This window comes from Xanthobacter sp. 126 (assembly GCF_000526175.1).
GTDB classification, from domain to species: Bacteria; Pseudomonadota; Alphaproteobacteria; order Rhizobiales; family Xanthobacteraceae; genus Xanthobacter; species Xanthobacter aminoxidans.
Genome location: NZ_JAFO01000001.1, coordinates 3,960,410 through 3,981,117 on the forward strand (window position 1 = coordinate 3,960,410; position 20,708 = coordinate 3,981,117).

The following is a 20,708-nucleotide window of genomic DNA, read 5'->3' on the forward strand; positions in this document are numbered from 1 at the left end:
GCTGCGCGAGGATTTAATTGATACATTATATCATTACGTGTTAGGCGGCAATCTTCCCTGCACGCGAGGTGAGGACAGTCGATGAGTTCAGGAGTGATCGGGACCGCACGGCTGAGAGGCCCCGGCGAAAGGCAGCGCCCGTCGCGCGCCGAGGCGGAGGCGGCCGTTCGCGTCCTCATCGAATGGGCGGGCGATGATCCCGAGCGGAAAGGGCTGGTGGACACGCCGGCGAGGGTGGCGCGCGCCTATAAGGAATTCTTTTCGGGCTACGGCTTTGATCCCTTGGACCTGCTCGCCCGCACGTTCGAGGAGACGAACGATTATGACGACATGATCGTGCTGCGCGACATGCGTTTCGAATCCCATTGCGAGCACCACATGGTGCCCATCATCGGCAAGGCGCATGTCGCCTATCTGCCGACCGGCCGGGTGGTGGGCATCAGCAAGCTGGCGCGGGTGGTGGAGGTCTATGCCAAGAGGCTCCAGATTCAGGAGACTCTCACCTCGCAGGTGGCCGCCGCCATCGATCAGGTTCTGCGGCCGCGGGGCGTCGCGGTGGTGGTCGAGGCCGCGCACATATGTATGACCACCCGCGGCATCCGCAAGCCCGGCGTCACCATGGTGACCCGACGCCTTCTCGGCGCCTTCCGCACCGACGCCGTGCTGCGCGGCGAGTTCCTCGCATCCATCGGCCAGAACAAGGAGCGTTTCGGATGAACCCACGGGACAAGTCCCGCCCCGCCGCCTTCGCTGAGCGCCTGTCCGTCGCGCAGGTGGAGGAAGGCACCGTGCTGGCACCGAAATTCGGGCCGGACGGCTTTGTCCCCGTGGTCACCACCGACGCCGCTTCCGGTGAGGTGTTCATGATAGGGGTCATGACCGCCGAGGCCCTGCTGCGCACGATCGAGACCGGCGAGGCCCATTATTGGAGCCGCAGCCGCAACAGCCTCTGGCACAAGGGCGCCACCAGCGGCCTCGTGCAGAAGGTGGTCGAGATCCGCATCGATGACGATCAGGATGCGGTCTGGCTGCGGGTGGTGGTCGCCGGTGGGGCAAGCTGCCATGTGGGCTATCCGTCCTGCTTCTATCGGGCGGTGGACACGAGCGCGCCCACCGAGCCGGTGACCTTGAGCTTCAAGGAAGCGGGCAAGGTTTTCGATCCCTCCCAGGTCTATGGCGACGCGCCCAACCCCACCCGGCTTTGAGTGGAAGCGGGTGCCCCCAGAGCGGAAACGGGCGCCCCGATGAATGGCGCCGTGCCTAGCTAGAGCGTTTCAGTGTTTCGCGAAACCACAGAAACGCTATATCTCCTTGTTTCTACGCATTTCCTTCACGCCAACCGGTTCCCACTTCGCTCGAAAATGCTCTAAAGGTGACTATCCGCACACGAGGATTTCGCCTTTGCCGAGGGCGGCTTGATCGCCCACGAAACGGAAGGGGTCGTTGGACAGCATTGCGGCGAGATCCGCATGATGCTTCGCCACGGCAGACCGCAACAGCCGCATGAAGATGAGGTCGCCCGAGCCGGAGGGCATGAATGTAGGGGTGAGGGTGCCATGGGCCCCCACCGCGATGGTGCCGCGGCGCATGCCGAGCCCCGGCTCGGCCCCCACGCGGCGGGCAAGGATGGTGCCCGCGATCATGCGCGAGCCGGCGTGATCGCCGGCCGACCCTCCCACCAGCAGCATGCCCCGGCGCATGCGGTCGCCGGCCCGGGGCCCGGCATTGCCGTGGATCACCAGGGTCGCGCCTGCAAGGCCGTAGCGCCCGCCATGGACGGCGCCGCCGGCCTTCTCGCCGGCATCGCCGTGAATGACGATGCGCCCCTCCGTCGCCCCCGCACCGGCGAAGGGGCCGGCACTGCCGCGCACCTCGATGGTGCCGCCGGTCATGTCGAGCCCGCAGCGCTGGCCCACGTCGCCGTCGATGTGGATGTGCCCGCTGGCGAGGTTCGCGCCCACCTGGTCGAACCGCTCCGATCCGCCTTCGAAGCGTAGCTCGGAGGGATCGTCTCCGGCGAGGGTGAACAGGTCCGCCACCGTGAGGGCAAGCCGGCTGGTGCCGATGGTGATGCGCTCGATCCGGGCGGCATCGAGCCCGTTCAGCCGTTCGGGCACCAAAGGCGAGAGATCCAGGCGCTCGGGCGGCGGCGCCTTGAGGGTGAAGGTCAAAGCGGGCATGGCGTCATCACGTCCATTCAGGCGCGGCAGGGTTGGGAGGCGAATGCATCCCGCGAGAAGGCCGCCTCCGGCACGCGGAAGCTGTCGAGGCCGCGGCCGAACCGCGCCTGAAGGTAGGCCTCCGAGCGCCGCGCCATGGCGCCGTCCATGTCGGGCGCCAGGGTCAGGGTGCGGCCTTTGTGGAGGGCGACCACATTGCCGTCGCGCACGATGGTCTCGCCATCCTTGAGCACCAGGGCGGCGGATGAGAACATGGCGGTCCGGTCCGCCTGGTCGCGATAAAGGGCGATGTCGGCCTGCGCACCCGGCGCCAGATGGCCGCGGTCGGGAAGGCCCAGCAGGCGAGCCGGCGCGGCGCGGGTCATGATGGCCACCTCGGGAAGGGTGAACTCGCGCGTGATGGCCCCAAGGCCGGAGCGCGTGCGGGCCCGTTCCGGCAGTCCGGCCACCTCGGCATCCCTCTCCGCCTTGTCCATCAGGAGATGGATGAGGCGCGGATAGGCGGTGAAGGGGCCGCCATTGGGATGGTCGGTGGTGAGCAGCACCCGCCATGGATCGGGGCTGAGCAGGAACATCTCCAGCCCGATCATGAATTGCAGGGCGTTGAAGACGCTTCCGCGCCGATAGTTGAACGGCACCAGCCCGCCACCCTCGGCGTCGCCATCCACGATGATCCATTTCTTCGGGTCGGCGGCATTGCGGGCCGAAAATTGGCGCAGGATGTCGAGGGAAATGGTGCAGGTCTGGCCGAACACCACCTGGCCCACGTCCAGCGTCACGTTGGGATGCTCGGCCAGCGCCGCGCACAAGGTTTCGGCGGCGGAAGAGATGCCTCCCGCCGCATGGGCGGCATAGGCATAGAACTGCGCATGGGCCAAATGGATGGACCGCCCCTCCGCCGCGCGCATGGTCTCGATCATGGTCTTGAATGCATCGGGCGCGCCTAGATTGTTGCAATGGACGTGCAGCGGATGGGGCACGCCCACGCCCTCGCGCGCCTCCAGCAGCGAGGTGAGGATGCGCCGCGAGGACAGGCCATAGCTCGGCACCTCATCGTCGAGGTCGAACACGCGCACGTTCTCCTTGAACGCCGCCGCCCCGCCGGCATTGATGACCTTGAGCCCCAGTCCTCGGGAGAGGGCCAGGGTCTGAGCCGTGAGGTCGCGCAGGGCATCGCGGCTTTCCCCCGCGCGCAGCAGGGCAAGGAGCTGATCGTCATTGCCCACCACGGAGAGTGCCCCTCGGTCGATAAAGGGCACGTCCTCCAGCTCCAGATGGGTGGCGAGGGCGGCGGAGGGCGGCAAAGCAGGCTCGATCACCGTGGTGTAGCCCATGCGGGCATAGAGCCGGCCGGTCTCGGCCGCCGGGCCGCGCGCCGAGCCGAAGGGCAGATTGGGATCGCCCAGCTCGTTGACATGCAGTTCCGGCAGCAGCAGGCGCGACAGGATGACGTTGCCACCCGCAATATGGGAATGCACGTCGATGGCGCCGGCCATCACCACCATGCCGGTGGCATCGACGACCCGGTCGGGTGCGCGGTGGCCGGGGGTGGCGATGATGCGCGCGCCCTCCACCCAGATGTCGCCTATGCCGTCGCGACCATAGGCAGGATCGATGACGCGACCGCCACGAATGAGCGTCAGCATGACTGCCCCCTTTCCAAGGTCACGCGCTCGCAAAGGGTATCCAGCAGCCTCGCCGTAACCGGTCGGGACGTGTCGGGTGCCGCAGCGGGGCAGAAGGCCATGGTGGCCCGCTGTTCGTCCCACACCACGGCGGCCGTCTCCCGGCCCGGTGCGGCGATGGCGATCACGATGTCGGCCTCGTCACCGGTGGGGTCGGACAGGAAAGCGGCGGCCGGCAGGCGCCGGGCCCAGCCGGGCAGAGGGGTCGAGGGGGCCACCCAGAGCAGCGCGTCCGCCTCCCCGGACCGCACCAGCCGTTCGGCATCGAAGCGCCAGGGGTCGTGCTGGGGAAAGCCGCGTCCCAGGCCGCTGCGCGGCGCCTGCCCCAAGGTCCAGGCGGTGACCGATTGAGCCAGCCGGGCTTCGGGCGCGACGAGGGCGCAGGTGGAGAAGCGGGTGGTTACGTTGAGATCGCGCACCAGCCCCTGAACCATGTCCACCCCCATCTCGCCGAGCTCGGCGGGGTCGTAGAGAACGACGCCGAAGCACGCGGCCTGGAGCGCCCCAACCAGCGCCCCGTGCTCGGGGCGCGCGGCGGGCCGGCCCGCCAGCGCCGCCCTAAGCAGCCCAAGGGCCTTGGGGAGAGTGGTATTGGGGAGCGTCGGATCGGACTGCCCCACCGACGCGGGCACGACCTGCGCGCCGGTCCGCTCCGAGCCGAGCGTGAAGATCTGGCGCAGGGTGCCTTCGGGCTGACGGGAAGGGGCGCCAGCAGTGACGAAATCGACCAGCGGATGGCCCGCCGCGTGGCCCACGAGCAGGATGAGATCGGCACGGGCGTGGGCCTCGGCCGGCGTGGTCGCCATAACTCCTGCAGTGGCGAGCGCCGCCAGTTCGGCATAAAGGCCGCTCAGATCGGCACCGTCGAGGGAGGCGCCCGTGGCCAGGGCGAGGCGGCATGCGGCACGTGCCGTCTCCACTTCGCCGCCGAGGCCGGCGATCACGGGCGCACGTGCCTTCGCGAGCCGCGCGCCGAGCACAGCAATCGCATCCTCAGGAATGGCAGGGCGCCCGCCGATCCAGGCACCAGGATGGTCGCGGGTAGCCGAGATGGATTTCTGGGGTAAGGAGGGAATGGACATGGGCATTTCCAAAATCGACCGGCGCATTCTCGCGCTCTTCGGAAAAAGCCGCCGCCTGAAGCCCCCGCAGCTTCAAGCGGCGTGAATTTAATTCAGATTCACTTCGAAATGGCCCCGACGATCTGGTCCGTATTGTACTGCATCAGCTTGATGTAGGTCGGGGCGGGGCCACCGGCGGCCGAGAGCGCCTCGGGATAGAGCTCGCCGCCGGGCTGGGCGCCGGTGGCTGTGGCAATCTGCTTGATGAGCCGCGGATCGTTGGAGTTCTCGAAGAAATAGACCCTGATGCCTTCCTTCTTGATCTGGTCGATCAAGTGCGCCACATCGGCGGCGGAGGGCTCGGTTTCGGTCGACACGCCGATGGGCGACAGGAAGGTCACACCATATTGCTGGCCATAATAGCCGAAGGCGTCATGGCTCGTCAGAACCTTGCGCTTATCCTTGGGGATGGGCGCGAACTTGGCCTTGATGGACGCGTCGAGGTCCGTCAGCTCCTTCGTGTAGCGCTCGGCATTGGCCTTGAACGCTGCGGCATCCTCCGGGTCCGCCTTGGCCAGCGCCTGCTCGATGTTGGCGACCCAGATCACCACATTGGCGGCACTGTTCCAGACGTGGGGATCGGTGACCTTCTTGCCCTCCTCCTCGAACTTGTGGGTCTTGATGCCAGTCGACACGATGACGGGCTTGTTCGTGGTGCCCGAGGCTTTCGTCAGACGCTCGAACCAATTTTCAAGGCCATCGCCGCTGAGAAACGTCACCGCCGCGGCCTTCACCGCCTTGGCGTCATCGGGCGAGGGCTCGAACTCGTGGGGGTCGCCATTGGGCGGCACCAGGCTTTTGACGTTCACATGCTCGCCGCCGACGTTTTTCACGACGTCCGCGAGGACAGTGAAGCTGGCCACGACATCTATGGTCTTGGCGGAGGCTATCGCCGCCGTTGCCAGGCTGAACACGGCAGAGCCCGCCAGCGCAAGAAGGAGCCGTTTTGTGCTCATGAGCAAGTCTCCATAGAATTAGCCCGCAAGATGAGGGCGCTGAAAGAGGCGTCGCAGGGCGCCGGCCGGGCCGATAAGCAGGGAGGCCCCATAGATCATGCTCGCCGTAAGGATGATCGTCGGTCCGGACGCGAAGCGCAGGTGATAGGACAGCAGCAGGCCGATGAGGCCGGAGAGGGCCGCCACCGCGGCGGCCACCACCACCATGGCCGGCAGGGTGCGCGCCCAGAGCTGGGCGATGGCTGCGGGCAGCATCATCAGGCCCACCGCCATCAGCGTGCCGAGGGCCTGGAACCCGGCGACCAGATTGACGACCACCAGCAGCAGGAACAGGAAGTGATAAAAGGGGCCATGCCCGCCCACGGCGCGCAGGAAGCCCGGATCGAAGCACTCGGCGACCAGCGGGCGATAGACCACGGCTAGGATGATGATGGTCAAAGAGGCGATGCCTCCCACCAGATAGAGCGCCTCCGCATCGATCGCGAGGATGGTGCCGAACAGCACGTGCAGCAGATCGATATTGGAGCCGCGCAGGGACACGATCAGCACGCCCAGCGCCAGCGAGGTCAGGTAGAAGGTGGCGAAGCTCGCATCTTCCTTCAGCGCCGTGGTGCGGCTGACGAGACCGGAGAGCAAGGCAACGCTGAGCCCAGCGACCAGGCCGCCCATTCCCATGGCGAGCAGGGACAATCCGCCGGCGACGAGAAAGCCGATGGCCGCGCCCGGCAGCACCGCATGGCTCATGGCGTCGCCCACGAGGCTCATGCGCCGCAGCATCAGGAGCACGCCGACCGGCCCGGACCCAAGCCCGAGGGCGACGGAGGCGATGAGCGCGCGGCGCATGAAGCCGTATTCAACGAAGGGGGCAACGAGGATCGCATAAAGGCTCATGCCGCCCCCCTCTGACCGCGTTCGCAGGGCTCCGCATTCTCATCCCAGTTCTCGGCCATGGCGCGCGCCCGGAGCTGGTTCACCGCCGACAGCGCGCTCTCGGTGGGGCCCCAGGCGATGGGCTCGCGCGCCAGCAGCAGAGTGCTGGGGAAGTGGGCGCGCACCTGGTCAAAATCGTGCAGCACGGCGATCACGGTGCGCCCGTCGCCATGCCAGCCATGCACGAGGGCCAGAAGATCACGCGTGGTCCGCGCGTCGATGGCCGTGAAGGGCTCGTCGAGAATGATCACCTTGGCGTCCTGAAGCAGCAGGCGGGCGAACAGCACGCGCTGGAACTGCCCCGTCGACAGCGCGCCGATGTGACGGCGCTCGAAACCATTAAGGCCCACCGCACTCAGGGCCTGCCGCGCACGGTGCGCCACCTCGCGGGTGGCGCCGCCAAAGGCGCCGATCTGCTGCCATGCGCCGAGCATGACCGTATCCGCCACGCTCAAGGGGAATTGGCGGTCGATCTCGGCGGCCTGAGGCAGATAGCCCAGATCGCCCACCGACAGCCCGCCCCGGTCGATGACGCCCTCGGCCGGCCGCAACTCGCCCATCAAAGCCTTCAGCAGAGTGGATTTTCCCGCCCCGTTCGGCCCCGCAATGGCGGTGAGGCTGCCCGGTTCGAACGCTCCTGAAAGATGGTGCAATGCCGGACGGCGGTCATAAGCGACCGTGACATTTTCGAAGCGGATGGCCGGCAGATGGCTCTGAACCGGGCTCATGGCAGCGAGACCGCCCAGAAGATGGCCAGCCATAGCGCGACGAGGATACCGACGACCCCGACGAGGCGGTGAAGCGACGTCTGCGCGATCAGGGACGAGAGGAAGGGATCAGGGTTGGCCACGCGGAAATTCCATTCGCTGCTGGCCGGACCATAGACCTAAAAGATATATTATATCAACATCAAATCGACATCCGCGGTGAGCAAATATCTCCACACCCCATTGTTCCCTAAAGGAAATTTGGAGTCTGAATAGGCCTCAAGGCAATCGATACATTATAACAATCAACGCTGTACCGCTCAGTGATCGCCCAATGCCGGCATAACGCACGCGCGGCTCCAGCGGGATCGCGTTCATGGCTGAGATCGAGCAGGTCTGGCTGCGGCAGAACGAACCTTTCCCGCACCCAGACTGACATCTCGAAGGCCAGTGAACCGGCGGCGAGCGCCGCATCGCGCTCTCGCGCCGACATCGCCGTGAGGCTCCGGAAGTTGGCGGCATTGGCACTGATCGGTGCCGCGTCGTCCCGGAAGAAGAACTCCCGTGGGAACCGGGCTGGAGAATAAGAAATGAGCGCCGCCACGCCCTCCGGTTGAAGATCGGAAAAGGTCAGAACGAGGTCTCGTTGAAGCGCGAGAATTTTCGGGATCGGCAGACGTGAAAATAGCTACGCTCGGCCTTTCCTTTTCGCGCCTTGGGGGGGACGGACCGCACATCCGAACACCCTGACGATCCGCTCCTCGTCTCCCAGAAGATAGAGGATCTCGGCGCTCTCCTCCCTGAGACTGACGACAAGCGAAGGTGGAAATTTGCGCACAACTCGCCTCCACGCCGGTTCCACCTGTCTCAGCGGCCGAGAACCCGCTCAATCCCAGGCGAGCGCACCGCCGTTCTGATATTCGATGACGCGGGTCTCGAAGAAGTTCTTCTCCTTCTTCAGGTCCATGGCCTCGCTCATCCAGGGGAAGGGATTCTCCGCCTCTGCGAAGACCGGTGCGAGGCCGAGCTGCGCGCAGCGCCGGTTGGCGATGAAGTGCATGTACTGCTCACAGAGCGCGGCATTGAGACCGAGCAGGCCGCGAGGCATGGTGTCCCGGCCGTAAGCCGCCTCGAGCTCTGCCGCATCCTTCAGCATGCCGCGCACCTCGTCCTGGAAGGCCTTGGTCCAGAGATGCGGGTTCTCGATCTTGATCTGGTTGATCACGTCGATGCCGAAGTTCAGATGGATGCTCTCGTCGCGCAGGATGTACTGATATTGCTCGGCGATACCGACCATCTTGTTGCGGCGGCCGAGGGAGAGGATCTGGGCGAAGCCCGTGTAGAACCACATGCCTTCGAACACCACGTAGAAGGCCACGAGGTCGCGCAGGAATTTCTGATCCGCCTCCGGTGTGCCGGTGCGGAATTCCGGATCGTCGAGGCTCTGGGTGTGCTTGAGTGCCCACGCCGCCTTGTCGGTGATGGAGGGCACTTCCCGATACATGTTGAACAGTTCGCCCTCGTCCAGAGCGAGGCTTTCGACGATGTACTGGAAGGTGTGGGTGTGGATCGCCTCCTCGAACGCCTGCCGCAAAAGATACTGGCGGCATTCGGGGTTGGTGAGGTGGCGGTAGATGGCGAGCACGATATTGTTCGCCACCAGGCTCTCGGAGGCGGCGAAGAAGCCGAGATTGCGCTTTAGCATCCGCCGCTCGTCCTCGGTGAGGCCGTCGCGCGACTTCCAGAGCGCGATGTCCGCCTGCATGGACACCTCTGTCGGCATCCAGTGATTGTTGCAGCCGGACAGGTATTTCTCCCACGCCCAATGGTATTTCATAGGCAGGAGCTGGTTCACGTCGGCCCGCGCATTGATCATGCGCTTCTCGTCCACGGAGACGCGGGCGCCGTTGCGGTCGATCTCACCGAGGCCGGTGGCTTCGGAGGGACCGGCCGGAATGCCGGGCATGATGGCGGGCTGAGGCTTGGTGTCAGACCAGTCGAGCATGGTTTCTTGTCCTTGTCCGCCGGTCACTGGCAGGCTTCGCAAGTGGGATCGTTGATGGCGCAGGCGTTGCCCCACGCTTCGCTGTCGACAGCTTCGCCGGAAATGGCTGCGGGGAAAGCCGCTACGGCGGGCGGAACCGTGGCGGCGACGGCGTTGAGCTTGCCGTCGGTGCCCTTGAGCGTGGACTTCTCCACGTGGGTGGCCGAGCGCGCCCGCAAATAATAGGTCGTCTTCAGCCCCCGCTTCCAAGCCAAGCGGTAGAGCTCATCGAGCTTCTTGCCGGAGGGACTGGCAATGTAGAGGTTGAGGGAGTGGGCCTGATCGATCCATTTCTGACGACGCTCGGCCGCCTCCACGAGCCACGCGGGATCGATCTCGAAGGCTGTGGCGTAGAGCGCCTTCAGGTCGTCCGGAATGCGGACGATCTCGCCCAGGCTGCCATCGAAATATTTGAGGTCGGAGACCATCACCTCGTCCCAGAGCCCCCGCGCCTTGAGGTCATGGACGAGAGCGGCATTCACCACGGTGAAGTCGCCCGACATGTTCGATTTGACATAGAGGTTCTGATACGCCGGCTCGATGGACTGGCTGACACCGCAGATGTTCGAGATGGTGGCCGTGGGCGCGATGGCCATGCAGTTGGAATTGCGCATGCCGGTCTCCATGACCCGCGCACGCAGGCTGTCCCAGTCGAGGGTCCGCGACCGGTCGAAATCCGCACCGCCGCGCGCCTCGGCGAGCCGTTCGAGGGAGTCGATGGGCAGGATGCCCTGCGACCAGAGCGAGCCCGGGAAGCTCGGATAGCGCCCGCGCTCGGCAGCGAGATCCACTGAGGCGGAGATGGCATGGAAGGAGATCGCCTCCATGCTCTCATCCGCGAAACGCATCGCAGCGCCCGAACCGTAGGGGCGGCGAAGCGCCTGAAGCGCATCCTGGAAGCCCATGATGCCGAGGCCGACGGGACGATGCCGGAGGTTGGAGCGGCGCGCCTCGGGGATGGTGTAGAAATTGATGTCGATGACGTTGTCCAGCATGCGCATGGCGGTGCGCACCGTGCGCGCCAGCTTCTCCATATCCAGGCGGCCATCGGCGATATGGGAGAACAGGTTGACCGAGCCGAGATTGCAGACCGCCACCTCGTCGTCCGAGGTATTCAGCGTGATTTCGGTGCACAGGTTGGAGGAATGCACCACGCCCGCATGCTGCTGGGGTGAGCGGATATTGCACGGGTCCTTGAAGGTGATCCACGGATGGCCGGTCTCGAACAGCATGGTCAGCATGCGCCGCCACAGATCGAGCGCCCGCAGATGCTTGAAGACCTTCATCTCGCCCCGCGCTGCCCGCGCTTCATAGGTGAGATAGGCGGTCTTGAATGCCGGACCGTAAAGGTCGTGGAGATCGGGCGTCTCATCGGGGGAGAACAGGGTCCATGCACCGTCCTCTTCCACCCGCTCCATGAACAGGTCCGGCACCCAGTTTGCGGTGTTCATGTCATGGGTGCGGCGGCGCTCATCGCCCGTGTTCTTGCGCAGGTCGAGGAAGTCCTCGATGTCCACATGCCAGGTTTCCAGATAGGCACAGACCGCGCCCTTGCGCTTGCCGCCCTGGTTGACCGCGATGGCGGTGTCGTTCGCCACCTTCAGGAACGGCACCACGCCCTGGCTCTCGCCATTGGTCCCCTTGATGTGGGCACCGAGGCCGCGCACCCGGGTCCAGTCATTGCCGAGGCCGCCGGAATATTTGGCGAGCAGCGCATTGTCCTTCACCGCCTTGAAGATGCCGTCGAGGTCATCCGCCACCGTGGTGAGGAAGCAGGAGGAGAGCTGGGCGCGCAGCGTCCCGGCATTGAACAAAGTCGGCGTCGAGGCCATGAAGTCGAAGGAGGAGAGGAGATCGTAGAATTCGATCGCCCGCGCCTCCCGGTCGATCTCGCGCAACGCGAGGCCCATCGCGACACGCATGAAAAAGGCCTGTGGCAGCTCGAAGCGCGTGCCGCAGACATGCAGGAAATAGCGATCGTAGAGCGTCTGGAAGCCCAGATAGTCAAAGGCGAGGTCCCGCTCCGGCTTGAGGGCGGCAGCGAGCCGGGAAAGGTCGAAGCGACCGAGCTCGGGATCGAGCAGGTCATTGGCGATGCCGGTCCGCACATAGGCGCCGAGATAATCGCCGTAGCGCTCCGCCATCTCGGCCTGCGTCGCCTGTTCCGGCCGGCCGGCGACAAAGCTCAGGGCCTCGCGGCGCAGCTTGTCCAGCAGGAGGCGCGCGCTGACCTTGGAATAGTTCGGCTCGGTCTCCACCAGCGTGCGCGCCGCCAGGATGGGCGCCTGCGCCAGCTCATCGAGCGAGATGCCGTCATAGAGGTTGCGTCGCGCCTCGTTGAGCACCGCGGCGGCCGAGACGCCGTCGAGCCCGGCGCAGGCCTCGCCGATGACGGTTGAGAGGCGGCCGGCATCCAGCGGCACCAATACGCCGTCGGAGGTCCTCACATGCAGCACGGCGGCGGCACCACCGCCCGGATGCGCCGCGGCGAGGGCCTTCGCGCGTTCCCGCGCTCGCTCCTCCCGATAGAGCACATAGGCGCGGGCGACCTTGTGATGCTCCCCGCGCATGAGGGCCAGTTCCACCTGGTCCTGCACGTCTTCGATATGGAAGGTCCGGCCGATATCGGGGCGCCGGGTGAGGTTCGCCACGATCTGGTCGGTGAGCCCGGCCACAATGTCGTGGATGCGGCGGGACGCGGCAGCCGACTGTCCCTCCACGGCCAGGAACGCCTTGGTCAGGGCCACCGCGATCTTGGCGGCATCGAACGGCGTGACCGCCCCATTGCGGCGGATGAGCTGATAGCCGGGCGCGCTGGCGACCGCTTCAACGTCAGGGGCCGGCATGGAAAATCTGTGGCTGCCATTGGCGTGGCGTTCGGCTGTCGCTGGCATCATCATCCCCGATGAATGTGGGGACGGAGAGCAGGCGGACGCATGCCGGGACAGGGGGAGGCGCACGCCACCCGCAGCAAGCGCCTCACCGGGACACCCCGCCCGTGGACGTACTGGTGTCGCGGCAGGTCTCCTGGCTCGCGGGTCATCATTCTTGTCCGTCTTCCCAAGGCCATTGGGCCTCAGTGACATGGGTGGACAAGAACTCGCCGCTTACAGTTGCGGGGGCAGCGCCGGCTTTGGACCGGCTTCCCTCTTAGCTCTCGATCTTGCGAGTCGAGAGACCGTGACCACCAGATTTAGTGGCCACTGCGGCGGCAATGTCAATACTTTGCGCCTGCGGAGCCCCCTCCCGCACGGACGGGCCTGACGGCGGAGGTGCGACCTACGGGGATTTTCCCGCCGGAGCCGGCCCGGAGGCGCTCCGGCATACGCGGCGACAGGCGGCTCGCGCCCCCGCCTCAGGCGTAGCGCGAAAGGGCGAGGTCGCCGGCCTCGATGGCGGGACGGCGGCCGTCGATCAGATCCGCCAGCACCGCGCCCGAGCCGCACGCCATGGTCCAGCCGAGCGTGCCATGGCCAGCGTTGATGTAAAGGTTCGAGCAGGAGGTGGCACCGATGATCGGCGTGCCGTCAGGCGTCATGGGCCGCAGGCCGGTCCAGAAATTGACCTCCCGCGTATCCGCGGCCCCGGCGAACAGGTCGCCTACCGAATGCAGCAGGGTGCCGCGGCGCGCGTCGTGAAGGTCGCGGTTGAAACCGGCGATCTCCGCCATGCCGCCCACACGAATGCGGGAGCCGAGGCGGGTGATGGCCACCTTGAAGGTCTCGTCCATCACGGTGGAGATGGGCGCGCGGGCTTCGTCCACGACCGGCATGGTGATGGAATAGCCCTTCACGGGATAGATGGGCAGCCGGAGTCCGAGCGGCGCCAGCAGCGCCGGCGTATAGCTGCCCAGCGCGGCGATGAAGAGATCGCCGGCAATGTCGCCCGTTCCGGTCTCGACCGCCGTCACTTTGCCCGACGCGCGCTTCAGCCCGCGGATGTCCACGCCGAAGCGGAAGGTGACGCCCAGCCCCCGGCACAAATCCGCCAGAGCCTCGGTGAACTTGAAGCAGTCGCCGGTCTCGTCGCCCGGCAGGCGGAGGCCGCCGACGATGCGCTCCGCCGCCTCACCCAGCCCCGGCTCGGCGGCGATGCAGCCGGCACGGTCCAGCACCTCGAACGGCACGCCGTCGGCACGCAGTACCTCGATGTCCTTGGCGATGGCATCGATCTGCTTTTGCCTGCGGAACACTTGCAGAGTGCCCTGCATGCGCTCGTCATAGCGGATGCCGGTCTCGGCCCGCAGGTCGGCGAGGCGATCGCGGCTGTATTCCGCGAGGCGCACCATGCGACCCTTGTTCACCTTGTAGCGTTCGGCGGTGCAGTTGCGGAGCAGGGCCAGCATCCAGCGCCACGTGGCGGCATCGGCGGTGGGATGCAGGATCAGCGGCGCGTGCTTCATGAACAGCCACTTCATCGCCTTCATCGGCACGCCGGGCGCGGCCCAGGGCGAGGAATAGCCGGGTGAGACCTCGCCGGCATTGGCGAAGCTCGTCTCCAGCGCCGGTCCCGGCTGGCGGTCGATGACCGTGACCGAATGGCCGGCCTTCGCGAGATAATAGGCGGAGGTGACGCCGATGACGCCGGCTCCGAGCACGACGATGTTCATGTGAGTTCTCTTTGCGATGTGTTGGCGCGCCGTCAGCGATAGCGGCGGTGATAGCGGCGGCCGAGCTGGGTGAGCAGCTCGTAGGAGATGGTGTCTGCGGCGGCGGCGAGATCCTCGAGGCTCTGATGGGGGCCGATCAGCTCCACCAGCGCGCCCTCGGCCAGCGCGCCTTCCGGCAAGGCGGTCGCATCGACGATGAGGCTGTCCATGGAAACGCGGCCGACCATGGGCAGGCGCACCCCCTCGAACCACGCCGCGCCCCGGTTGCCGAGGCAGCGCGGCAGGCCGTCCGCATAGCCCACCGCGAGGGTGGCAAGACGCATGGTGGCCGGTGCCACGAAGGCGCCACCATAGCCGATGCGGGCACCGGCCGGCACGGTCCGGGTCTGGATCACCCGAATATCGAGCCGTACCACCCGACGCATGGGGTTCTTGCCGGCCGCCGTGGGCGCGCCGCCATAGAGCGCGATGCCCGGCCGTGCCAGCGCACCGTGATAGTCCGCGCCGAGAAACGCGCCGCCGGAATTGGCGAAGGACACCAGCGCATCGGGAAACGCCGCCGCGATGGTCCGCAGGACCCGCAGCTGGTCGTCATTCTGCGGATTGTGCGGCTCGTCCGCACTGGCGAGATGGCTCATGATGGCAAGGATGTCGAGGCCCTCCGCGAGGCCTTCGCGGACAATGACACCAGCCTCCTCGGGCGCCATGCCGAGGCGGGACATGCCGCTGTCGAACTGCAGCACGGCGGGCAGCTTTTCGCCCCGCGCCGCCGCTGTCCGCGCCCAGCGCGCCAACTGGTCGAGGCTGTTGATGACCGGAACGATGCCAGCCGCCGCGCACGCCCCCTCGGAACCGGGCATGAGGCCGTTCAGCACATAAAGCCGGGGCTGGGCGAAGCCTCGCGCGCCATGCTCACCGCGCACCGCGGGCAGCAGCTCCAGCGCTTCACCCAGATGGGCGACGAAGAAATCCCGGCAGCCGGCGGCGATCAGCTCGGGGACCACATCGAACGCACCGAGGCCATAGGCATTCGCCTTCACCACCGCCGCGGCCCGCGCGGGCGCCACCTGCGTACGCAGGCGGCGGTAGTTGTCCGCCAAAGCTCCGCAATCGATGGTCAGCACGCCACCGGCGGCTGCGCTCGTGTCGAACTGTGAGATCGTGCCATGCATCGTCCGCCCTCTTGCGACCGCCTACAAGGCTAGCGCAAGGACTGCGCACAATCCGGGCTTTATGAGCGCGATAGCTGCGATATGATCGTATCAACGCAACATTTTGGCATGAATTCGAAGAATCACGCATGCGCAGTCTGGACGCCATCGACCATGCCATCATCCGCCAGCTGCTGCTGAACGCGCGCATCAGCACCACGGACCTTGCGGCGGAGGTCGGCCTCTCGCCGTCCTCCTGCCTGCGGCGTATCCGCCTTCTGGAAACCAGTGGCGCCATCAAGGGCTACACGGCCATCGTCGACCGCACCTCTCCGGACGCCGGCATGTCGGTGATGGTGGACATTACCCTCGAACGGCAGACGGAAGACTTCCTGCGCCGGTTCGAGAGCGCCGTGCGCAAATATCCGGAGATCCGGGAGTGTTACCTGATGACCGGGGGCGCCGATTATCGTCTGCGGGTCGAAGTGGAGACCGCCGGCGATTTCGAGCGCGTGCATACGGATATTCTCTCCACCCTGCCGGGCGTGCTGCGCATCCATTCCAGCTTCGCCATCCGCAACGTGCTCGCCACCCGCGCTCGTCCTCGGCGCAGCGGAACCGCCTGAGAACGCCCCTGCAACGCCCGCGCTCAGGTGTGGCGAGCGGCGTGGTCGTCCATGGCAACGTGCCCTCATCAGGGCATGTGGGATGACAGGCGCGCATGTCGCCGCTCGTCCAGGCCGGATCCGGCGACGCAAGTCGGGGCAGAGCGGTGTTACCGCGCCACCAATCCCATGGGGACATCACGCGACGTCATGGCGCCAAGGACGAAGGCGAGGTTGGCTGCCGCTGCCAGAGAGGCGGCGTGGGCATCCGAGCGGGCCTGGCGGGCAACGAGCAGACCGCTGTCCGCAGCCGTGGCCACCGATATGTTGCCCACCCCCGCCTTGTAGGCGGAGAGCGCCGCGTCGTAGGTGACGGCTGCCGCGTCCGCGAGGGCGCTTGCTGCGCGGTAGGAGGCGAGCGCCGAGCGCAGCGTATTGGCGCTGGCGACGATCTCGCGGGCGGCCGCGTCCCGCACCTTCTCGAAGCCCGCTTCGGTCGCCGCGGCGAGGGACTGCGCATTCTGCACCTGCGCCGCCCTGAGCCCGCCGTCGAAGATGGGCACGGTCGCCCCGACCATCACGCCTGACGCAGAGGAGATCTGCCCGATGTTCGGCAACCCGGACGCCGAGAGGCTGGTATTGCCGGTGGCGGCCACGGCGCTGAGATAAACCTTGGGCAGGAATTCCGCCTGCGCCGCGGCGATGCCCGACTGGCTCGCCTTCATCGCCGAGAAGGAGGCGAGCACGTCCGGCCGGCGGGCAAGGGCGGCCTCGATCATCTTCTCCGTCGGTGTCCCGATGCTCTCGGGCAGGCTGCGCCCAGTCGCCGGCCGCACCCGGATCTGCGTGACCGGGCTCACCCCCACGGCACCGAGCAGCACCTGATAGGCATCCCGCTCGCCACCCTCGGCCTGCACGAGGGCAAAGCGCGACTGCGCCATCTGCTGGCGCGCCTGCGCCACCTCCACCGTGTTCCCGATGCCGTTCTTCAGCCGCGCCTCCGCCGCATCGAGAATGTCGCGGCTGTTGGCGAGGGTCTGGGTGGCGGCGTCGACCCGGCTGCGCGCGGCCCCGTAGAGGAAATAGCTGCGCGTGACATCGTAGATGATCTTCTGATGGACGCCGTTGAACAGCACGTTGGCGGCGTTGGAATTTTCCTTCGCCGTCTGGTGCAGCGCGCTGCGCTGGCCGAAGTCGAAGACGAGCCACTGCAGCGCCACCTGGGGCGACAGCCCGGAAACCGAGCTCTGCACCTGATTGACATTACCTATGGTGAGGGGCAGCGGATTGGTGAAGCTCTGGTAGCCGCCGATCACGTTGGCGGTGATGAGCGGCACATAGGTCGCCTCCACCATGCCCGCCGCCAGCGCCGCCTGCCGGGCCTGCTGCCAGGCGATGCGGGTGGCGGCGTTCTGGCTCTGGGCGAGATCGATCAGCTCGGCGAGGCCGTAGGTCCTGTCCGGCGAGATGGCGGGCGTCGGCTTCAGCAGCGCTGCGGCGGGCTCGGGGGGCTCGGCGAAATTCGGCGCCGGTGTTGTAAATGCCGAAGTCGCTCCCGTGCCCGTGGCCGTTTGTCTGTCGTCCGCCACGGGTGCGGATGCCGGCGCCTCGGCCTGCCTGGGTGTCCAGGGCTGCGAGGGATCGGCCGGCGCGCTGTCGAGCGCGTTGAGGGCGCAGGCCGCCAGCAGCATGCACGCCAGCATCAGGAGCGCGTGGCGCGCGATATCCTTGAGGGCCGTTGGCTGTGGGCGAGGTGGCTGACGCATCATTCCGTCACCCTGCCGCCAGCCGTTCGATGCGACGCACGAGCGCCGCGAGCACGCCGGGATCGCCGTCTGCCTCGCTCATGTCGGGCAGGTCCCCGCCGCTGCCCTGGGCGACCTCTTCCGCGGCGCGGGCGAAGTGCGCCGTGATCTCCGGCGAGGGCGCTCCGGCGAAGAGGAGAACCGGCAGCGCCGCGCGCACGTCCGCGATCAGTGCGTCGAGACGCGCGATCCTCATCCGCGTCGGGCGCTGCAACGCCGGCTCGAACGGCAGCAGCAGCAGTTGCTGCCGCGCCTTCTCCGCCTCGGTCTCCACGAGAGACGCGTCGTCCATCGCCAGCGCGCGCTCCGCAGGCTCCCGCGCCGCGAGCCGCGCGAGTGCGTCGAGAGCACGTGACAGCCGAGCCCGGACGTCGAGGACGGCGCTCTTCGGCCAGATGCCGGTGAAGATGAGATAGACTACGAGATTGCCGAGCAGGATGCCGACGATGCGATCCCGCCCCGCCGACATGTCCAGGCTCGGTGCGAACCCGTTGAGGATGGTCAGCAGGAAGGCGAGCCCAACCTGCACGCCGGCGTATGAGATGCGCTCGTTGCCCGACGAGATCCAGGCCGCCGGGAGGATACCGAGGAAAACCAGCACCATCAGCCCGCCCACCGACTCCAGGTGGGGGATGACGAACAGGATGGAAAAGAAGCCCAGCCCGGCACCGAGGAGGCATCCGGAGATGCGCAGCGCCAGCTTGTGGACGGTCTCCGCCGTCGTTCCGAGGGCCGCCACGTAGCAGGTGATCATCGCGGTGTGGATGCCCTGCCAGCCGATCAGCGAGTAGGTCAGGTAGCAGATGATCGCCGCCGCCGTCGTCTTCAGGGCATAGCGCTGGTAGTCGGGATTGGTGAAGGCGTCGACCGCGAGGAAGGGGGGCTTGGGTGCCACCGCGCGGGTGCCGCCGTCCGCCCGGGCGAGGCCGGCGAGCGCCGCAGTGACGGCGGCTTGGGCGGCGGACACCGGCGTCGGGTCCACCGGGGTCTCGCTCTCGGGCGCGGCATCCGTCTGCGGTGCCTCGGGTCGACGGCCCGCGCTGACGTGCCCGGCGGCCTTGCGGCAGTGATCGGCGAGGTGAGCGCGCGTCCCTTCCGCCATCCCGGCCGGCAGGGCGGCGACGGCGAGCAGCAGCTGGTAGCTGGTGCGCGCGGCCCCCGACAACCACGTCACCTCGGCGGAGGGAGCAGTGTGGAACAGGCGGGCCAGCATCACTTTCTGGCCGTCGGCGCCGATGCCTTCGGCGAGGGGCGCCGCGAGCCGTCCCGGTGCTGCGGCCGGCGACAGCGCCAGGGCATCGGCGGCGGCCAGCAGGCGTTCCGCCACCGTCCGGCGCAGCAGGCGGTGGGGTGGGGTGCCGAGCACGATGTTGAAGACGATCATCAGCGCCATCGGCATGGCTGCCATCTGCCAGGCATAGAGCAGGCCGCGCGTCGCGATCTCGCCCGCCGGAAGCTGGTCCACAAGGGTCAGTACGAAGGCGATGACGAGGCCGATGATGGAGCCGATCTCGCCCAGTTGCGAGGCCGCGCCGAGGAACACGAAGACGAAGGAGAGGAGCGCCAGGATCGCGATGCGCAGCATCGGATTGTCAGCCGTCGCCGCGATCAGGGGGGCCATGGCGAGCACGACGACGCCGGCGAGAATGATAAGGCCGATGCCCTGCCCGATGCACTCCGCTCCGTCGGGCCGCGCGATAAAGATCACGAGATAGCAGCCGATAGCGGCTTCCGGCACCTTGTAGAGCATCGCCACGGCAGCCACGAGCGCGCACAGCAGCGCCACGCGCCATGCCAGTCCGAAGCGGCCCGGAAAGGGCAGCAGATCGCGCCATGCCTGGCGCGCCATGGCCGGCCACGGCCGGTCAGCAGCGGCTGCCATGGTGCACCGTCGCAGTGGCGGAGGCTCCGATGCGCATGAGGCCTTCGGGCGGATCAATGAGGCGGATGCGCACCGGGAAACGCTGGGCGACACGCACCCAGTCCAGCGACTTCGGCACGATGGGCATCGTCCGCGGCAGCTTGATGAGCTCCTCCGACGCGACGCCCCAGCCAATCCCCTCCACCCGGCCGCTGATGGGCCGGTCGCGGTCCGCCAGCGCATAGACGGTGGCGCAATCGCCGGGAGCGATCCGTGGCAGCTCGGTTTCGAGGAAGGCGGCGGAGACGTACCATGCGCCGGTGTTGATGAGGGTGAAAATCGACTGACCGGAGATGACGAACTCGCCCGGTGATACGGCGAGGCCCACCACCTTGCCGTCGAACGGCGCGCGGATATCGGTATCGGCGAGCGCCCTCTGCGCCAGCCCCAGCGCCGCCCGTCGCGCGTCCACCAGGGCCGCGGCGGCTGCCGCGTCGCTCACCAGGGCGTCGGCCGCCGCCTGCTGGTGCAGGGCCTGCCGGAGGGAGATTTCGGCGTCTCGCTTGGCGGTGGCCGCGTCGTCCACCTGCTGGGCGCTCACATAGCCCTTGGGCCTGAGCGCCTCCAGCCGCGAAAGAGTCTGGCTGGCGAGATCCAGGTTGGAGCGGGCGCGCGCCACCTGCTCCTGCGCGATCACGGCGTTGGAGCGCGCGGCCGACACGGCGCGCTCCCGGTCCGCCAGCGCCGCCTCAGCGATCCTGAGGTCCGCGGCAGCCTGGTCGGCTTGCAGCTTGTAGGAGGTGGCATCGAGCGCAAACAGGAGCGCGTCCTTGCCTACGCTGCCATTGTCCTTCGCCTCGATCCGCGCGATGCGCCCCGGAACGGCGGGCGCGACGTTGACCGTATCGGCGGTGACGACCGCGTCCTGGGAGAGGGGATTGAGTTCGGCATTGCGGACATAGCGCCAGCCGAACACCACCGCTGCCGCCACCGCGACGAGGCTGACGACGACACCGACCGCGCGCCGGGGATGGGCCTGCTCCGACTCTTCCAC

The 20,708-nt window shown here is 67.1% G+C and carries 18 protein-coding genes and 1 riboswitch; of the genes, 3 read left to right on the forward strand and 15 right to left on the reverse strand.

Annotated features, from left to right (window positions below):
* The first annotated feature begins 81 nt into the window (after positions 1-81).
* Both folE and hisI read left to right on the forward strand, forming a co-directional pair.
* Positions 82-717 carry a GTP cyclohydrolase I FolE gene (gene folE / locus XAN126_RS0118815; RefSeq protein ID WP_029877410.1) on the forward strand — a complete coding sequence of 212 codons (636 nt, stop codon included), beginning with the start codon at positions 82-84 and terminating at the stop codon, positions 715-717.
* The gene (gene hisI, locus XAN126_RS0118820) at positions 714-1,205 is read left to right on the forward strand and encodes a phosphoribosyl-AMP cyclohydrolase (protein ID WP_024280125.1); all 492 of its coding nucleotides are present in this window, start codon (positions 714-716) and stop codon (positions 1,203-1,205) included. Before folE ends, hisI begins: the two co-directional genes overlap by 4 nt.
* Before the next feature lie 171 nt (positions 1,206-1,376).
* On the opposite strand, the gene XAN126_RS0118825 is transcribed toward hisI, so the two are convergent.
* The 12 genes from XAN126_RS0118825 to alr all read right to left on the reverse strand — a co-directional run bounded on the left by XAN126_RS0118825 (position 1,377) and on the right by alr (position 15,404).
* Positions 1,377-2,180 carry a formylmethanofuran dehydrogenase subunit C gene (locus tag XAN126_RS0118825; RefSeq protein ID WP_024280126.1) on the reverse strand — a complete coding sequence of 268 codons (804 nt, stop codon included), beginning with the start codon at positions 2,178-2,180 and terminating at the stop codon, positions 1,377-1,379.
* Between the two features lie 17 nt (positions 2,181-2,197).
* Positions 2,198-3,826: a formylmethanofuran dehydrogenase subunit A gene (locus XAN126_RS0118830; RefSeq protein WP_024280127.1), complete on the reverse strand. Its 1,629-nt coding sequence runs from the start codon at positions 3,824-3,826 to the stop codon at positions 2,198-2,200.
* Positions 3,820-4,947: a formyltransferase gene (locus XAN126_RS0118835; protein WP_155982351.1), complete on the reverse strand. Its 1,128-nt coding sequence runs from the start codon at positions 4,945-4,947 to the stop codon at positions 3,820-3,822. Before XAN126_RS0118835 ends, XAN126_RS0118830 begins: the two co-directional genes overlap by 7 nt.
* A 98-nt stretch (positions 4,948-5,045) precedes the next feature.
* The gene (locus XAN126_RS0118845; protein WP_024280129.1) at positions 5,046-5,942 is read right to left on the reverse strand and encodes a zinc ABC transporter substrate-binding protein; all 897 of its coding nucleotides are present in this window, start codon (positions 5,940-5,942) and stop codon (positions 5,046-5,048) included.
* An 18-nt stretch (positions 5,943-5,960) separates the two neighbouring features.
* Positions 5,961-6,833, reverse strand: coding sequence for a metal ABC transporter permease (locus XAN126_RS0118850; protein ID WP_024280130.1), 873 nt, complete (start codon positions 6,831-6,833; stop codon positions 5,961-5,963).
* On the reverse strand, positions 6,830-7,600 hold the full coding sequence (locus tag XAN126_RS0118855) for an ABC transporter ATP-binding protein (RefSeq protein WP_024280131.1): 771 nt from the start codon (positions 7,598-7,600) through the stop codon (positions 6,830-6,832). Before XAN126_RS0118855 ends, XAN126_RS0118850 begins: the two co-directional genes overlap by 4 nt.
* Complete coding sequence (locus XAN126_RS29315) at positions 7,597-7,722, reverse strand: hypothetical protein (RefSeq protein WP_280938293.1); 126 nt, start codon at positions 7,720-7,722, stop codon at positions 7,597-7,599. The genes XAN126_RS0118855 and XAN126_RS29315 overlap by 4 nt, the downstream gene beginning before the upstream one ends.
* A gap of 107 nt (positions 7,723-7,829) precedes the next feature.
* On the reverse strand, positions 7,830-8,183 hold the full coding sequence (locus tag XAN126_RS27950; RefSeq protein ID WP_197024063.1) for a hypothetical protein: 354 nt from the start codon (positions 8,181-8,183) through the stop codon (positions 7,830-7,832).
* A gap of 282 nt (positions 8,184-8,465) precedes the next feature.
* Positions 8,466-9,584, reverse strand: coding sequence for a ribonucleotide-diphosphate reductase subunit beta (locus XAN126_RS0118865; RefSeq protein WP_024280132.1), 1,119 nt, complete (start codon positions 9,582-9,584; stop codon positions 8,466-8,468).
* A 23-nt stretch (positions 9,585-9,607) separates the two neighbouring features.
* A complete protein-coding gene (locus tag XAN126_RS0118870) occupies positions 9,608-12,469 on the reverse strand; it encodes a ribonucleoside-diphosphate reductase subunit alpha (RefSeq protein ID WP_051460638.1) in 2,862 nt (953 codons plus the stop codon).
* A 153-nt stretch (positions 12,470-12,622) separates the two neighbouring features.
* Positions 12,623-12,821, reverse strand: a riboswitch (cobalamin riboswitch).
* Between the two features lie 157 nt (positions 12,822-12,978).
* Positions 12,979-14,232, reverse strand: coding sequence for a D-amino acid dehydrogenase (locus XAN126_RS0118875; protein ID WP_024280134.1), 1,254 nt, complete (start codon positions 14,230-14,232; stop codon positions 12,979-12,981).
* A 32-nt stretch (positions 14,233-14,264) separates the two neighbouring features.
* On the reverse strand, positions 14,265-15,404 hold the full coding sequence (alr, locus tag XAN126_RS0118880; protein ID WP_024280135.1) for an alanine racemase: 1,140 nt from the start codon (positions 15,402-15,404) through the stop codon (positions 14,265-14,267).
* Positions 15,405-15,532: 128 nt separating this feature from the next.
* On the opposite strand from alr, the gene XAN126_RS0118885 reads away from it, so the two are divergent.
* Entirely contained in the window at positions 15,533-16,009 is a 477-nt protein-coding gene (locus XAN126_RS0118885; RefSeq protein WP_024280136.1) for an Lrp/AsnC family transcriptional regulator, read from the forward strand.
* 149 nt (positions 16,010-16,158) lie between these two features.
* Here the strand turns inward: XAN126_RS0118885 and XAN126_RS0118890 are convergent, their stop codons facing one another.
* From XAN126_RS0118890 to mdtN, 3 genes are read right to left on the reverse strand one after another with little or no spacing between them, the layout of a single operon-like run.
* Positions 16,159-17,754, reverse strand: coding sequence for a TolC family protein (locus XAN126_RS0118890; protein WP_245272291.1), 1,596 nt, complete (start codon positions 17,752-17,754; stop codon positions 16,159-16,161).
* Positions 17,755-17,761: 7 nt separating this feature from the next.
* A complete protein-coding gene (locus XAN126_RS0118895; RefSeq protein WP_024280138.1) occupies positions 17,762-19,675 on the reverse strand; it encodes an FUSC family protein in 1,914 nt (637 codons plus the stop codon).
* Positions 19,659-20,708, reverse strand: coding sequence for a multidrug transporter subunit MdtN (mdtN, locus tag XAN126_RS0118900; protein ID WP_024280139.1), 1,050 nt, complete (start codon positions 20,706-20,708; stop codon positions 19,659-19,661). The genes XAN126_RS0118895 and mdtN overlap by 17 nt, the downstream gene beginning before the upstream one ends.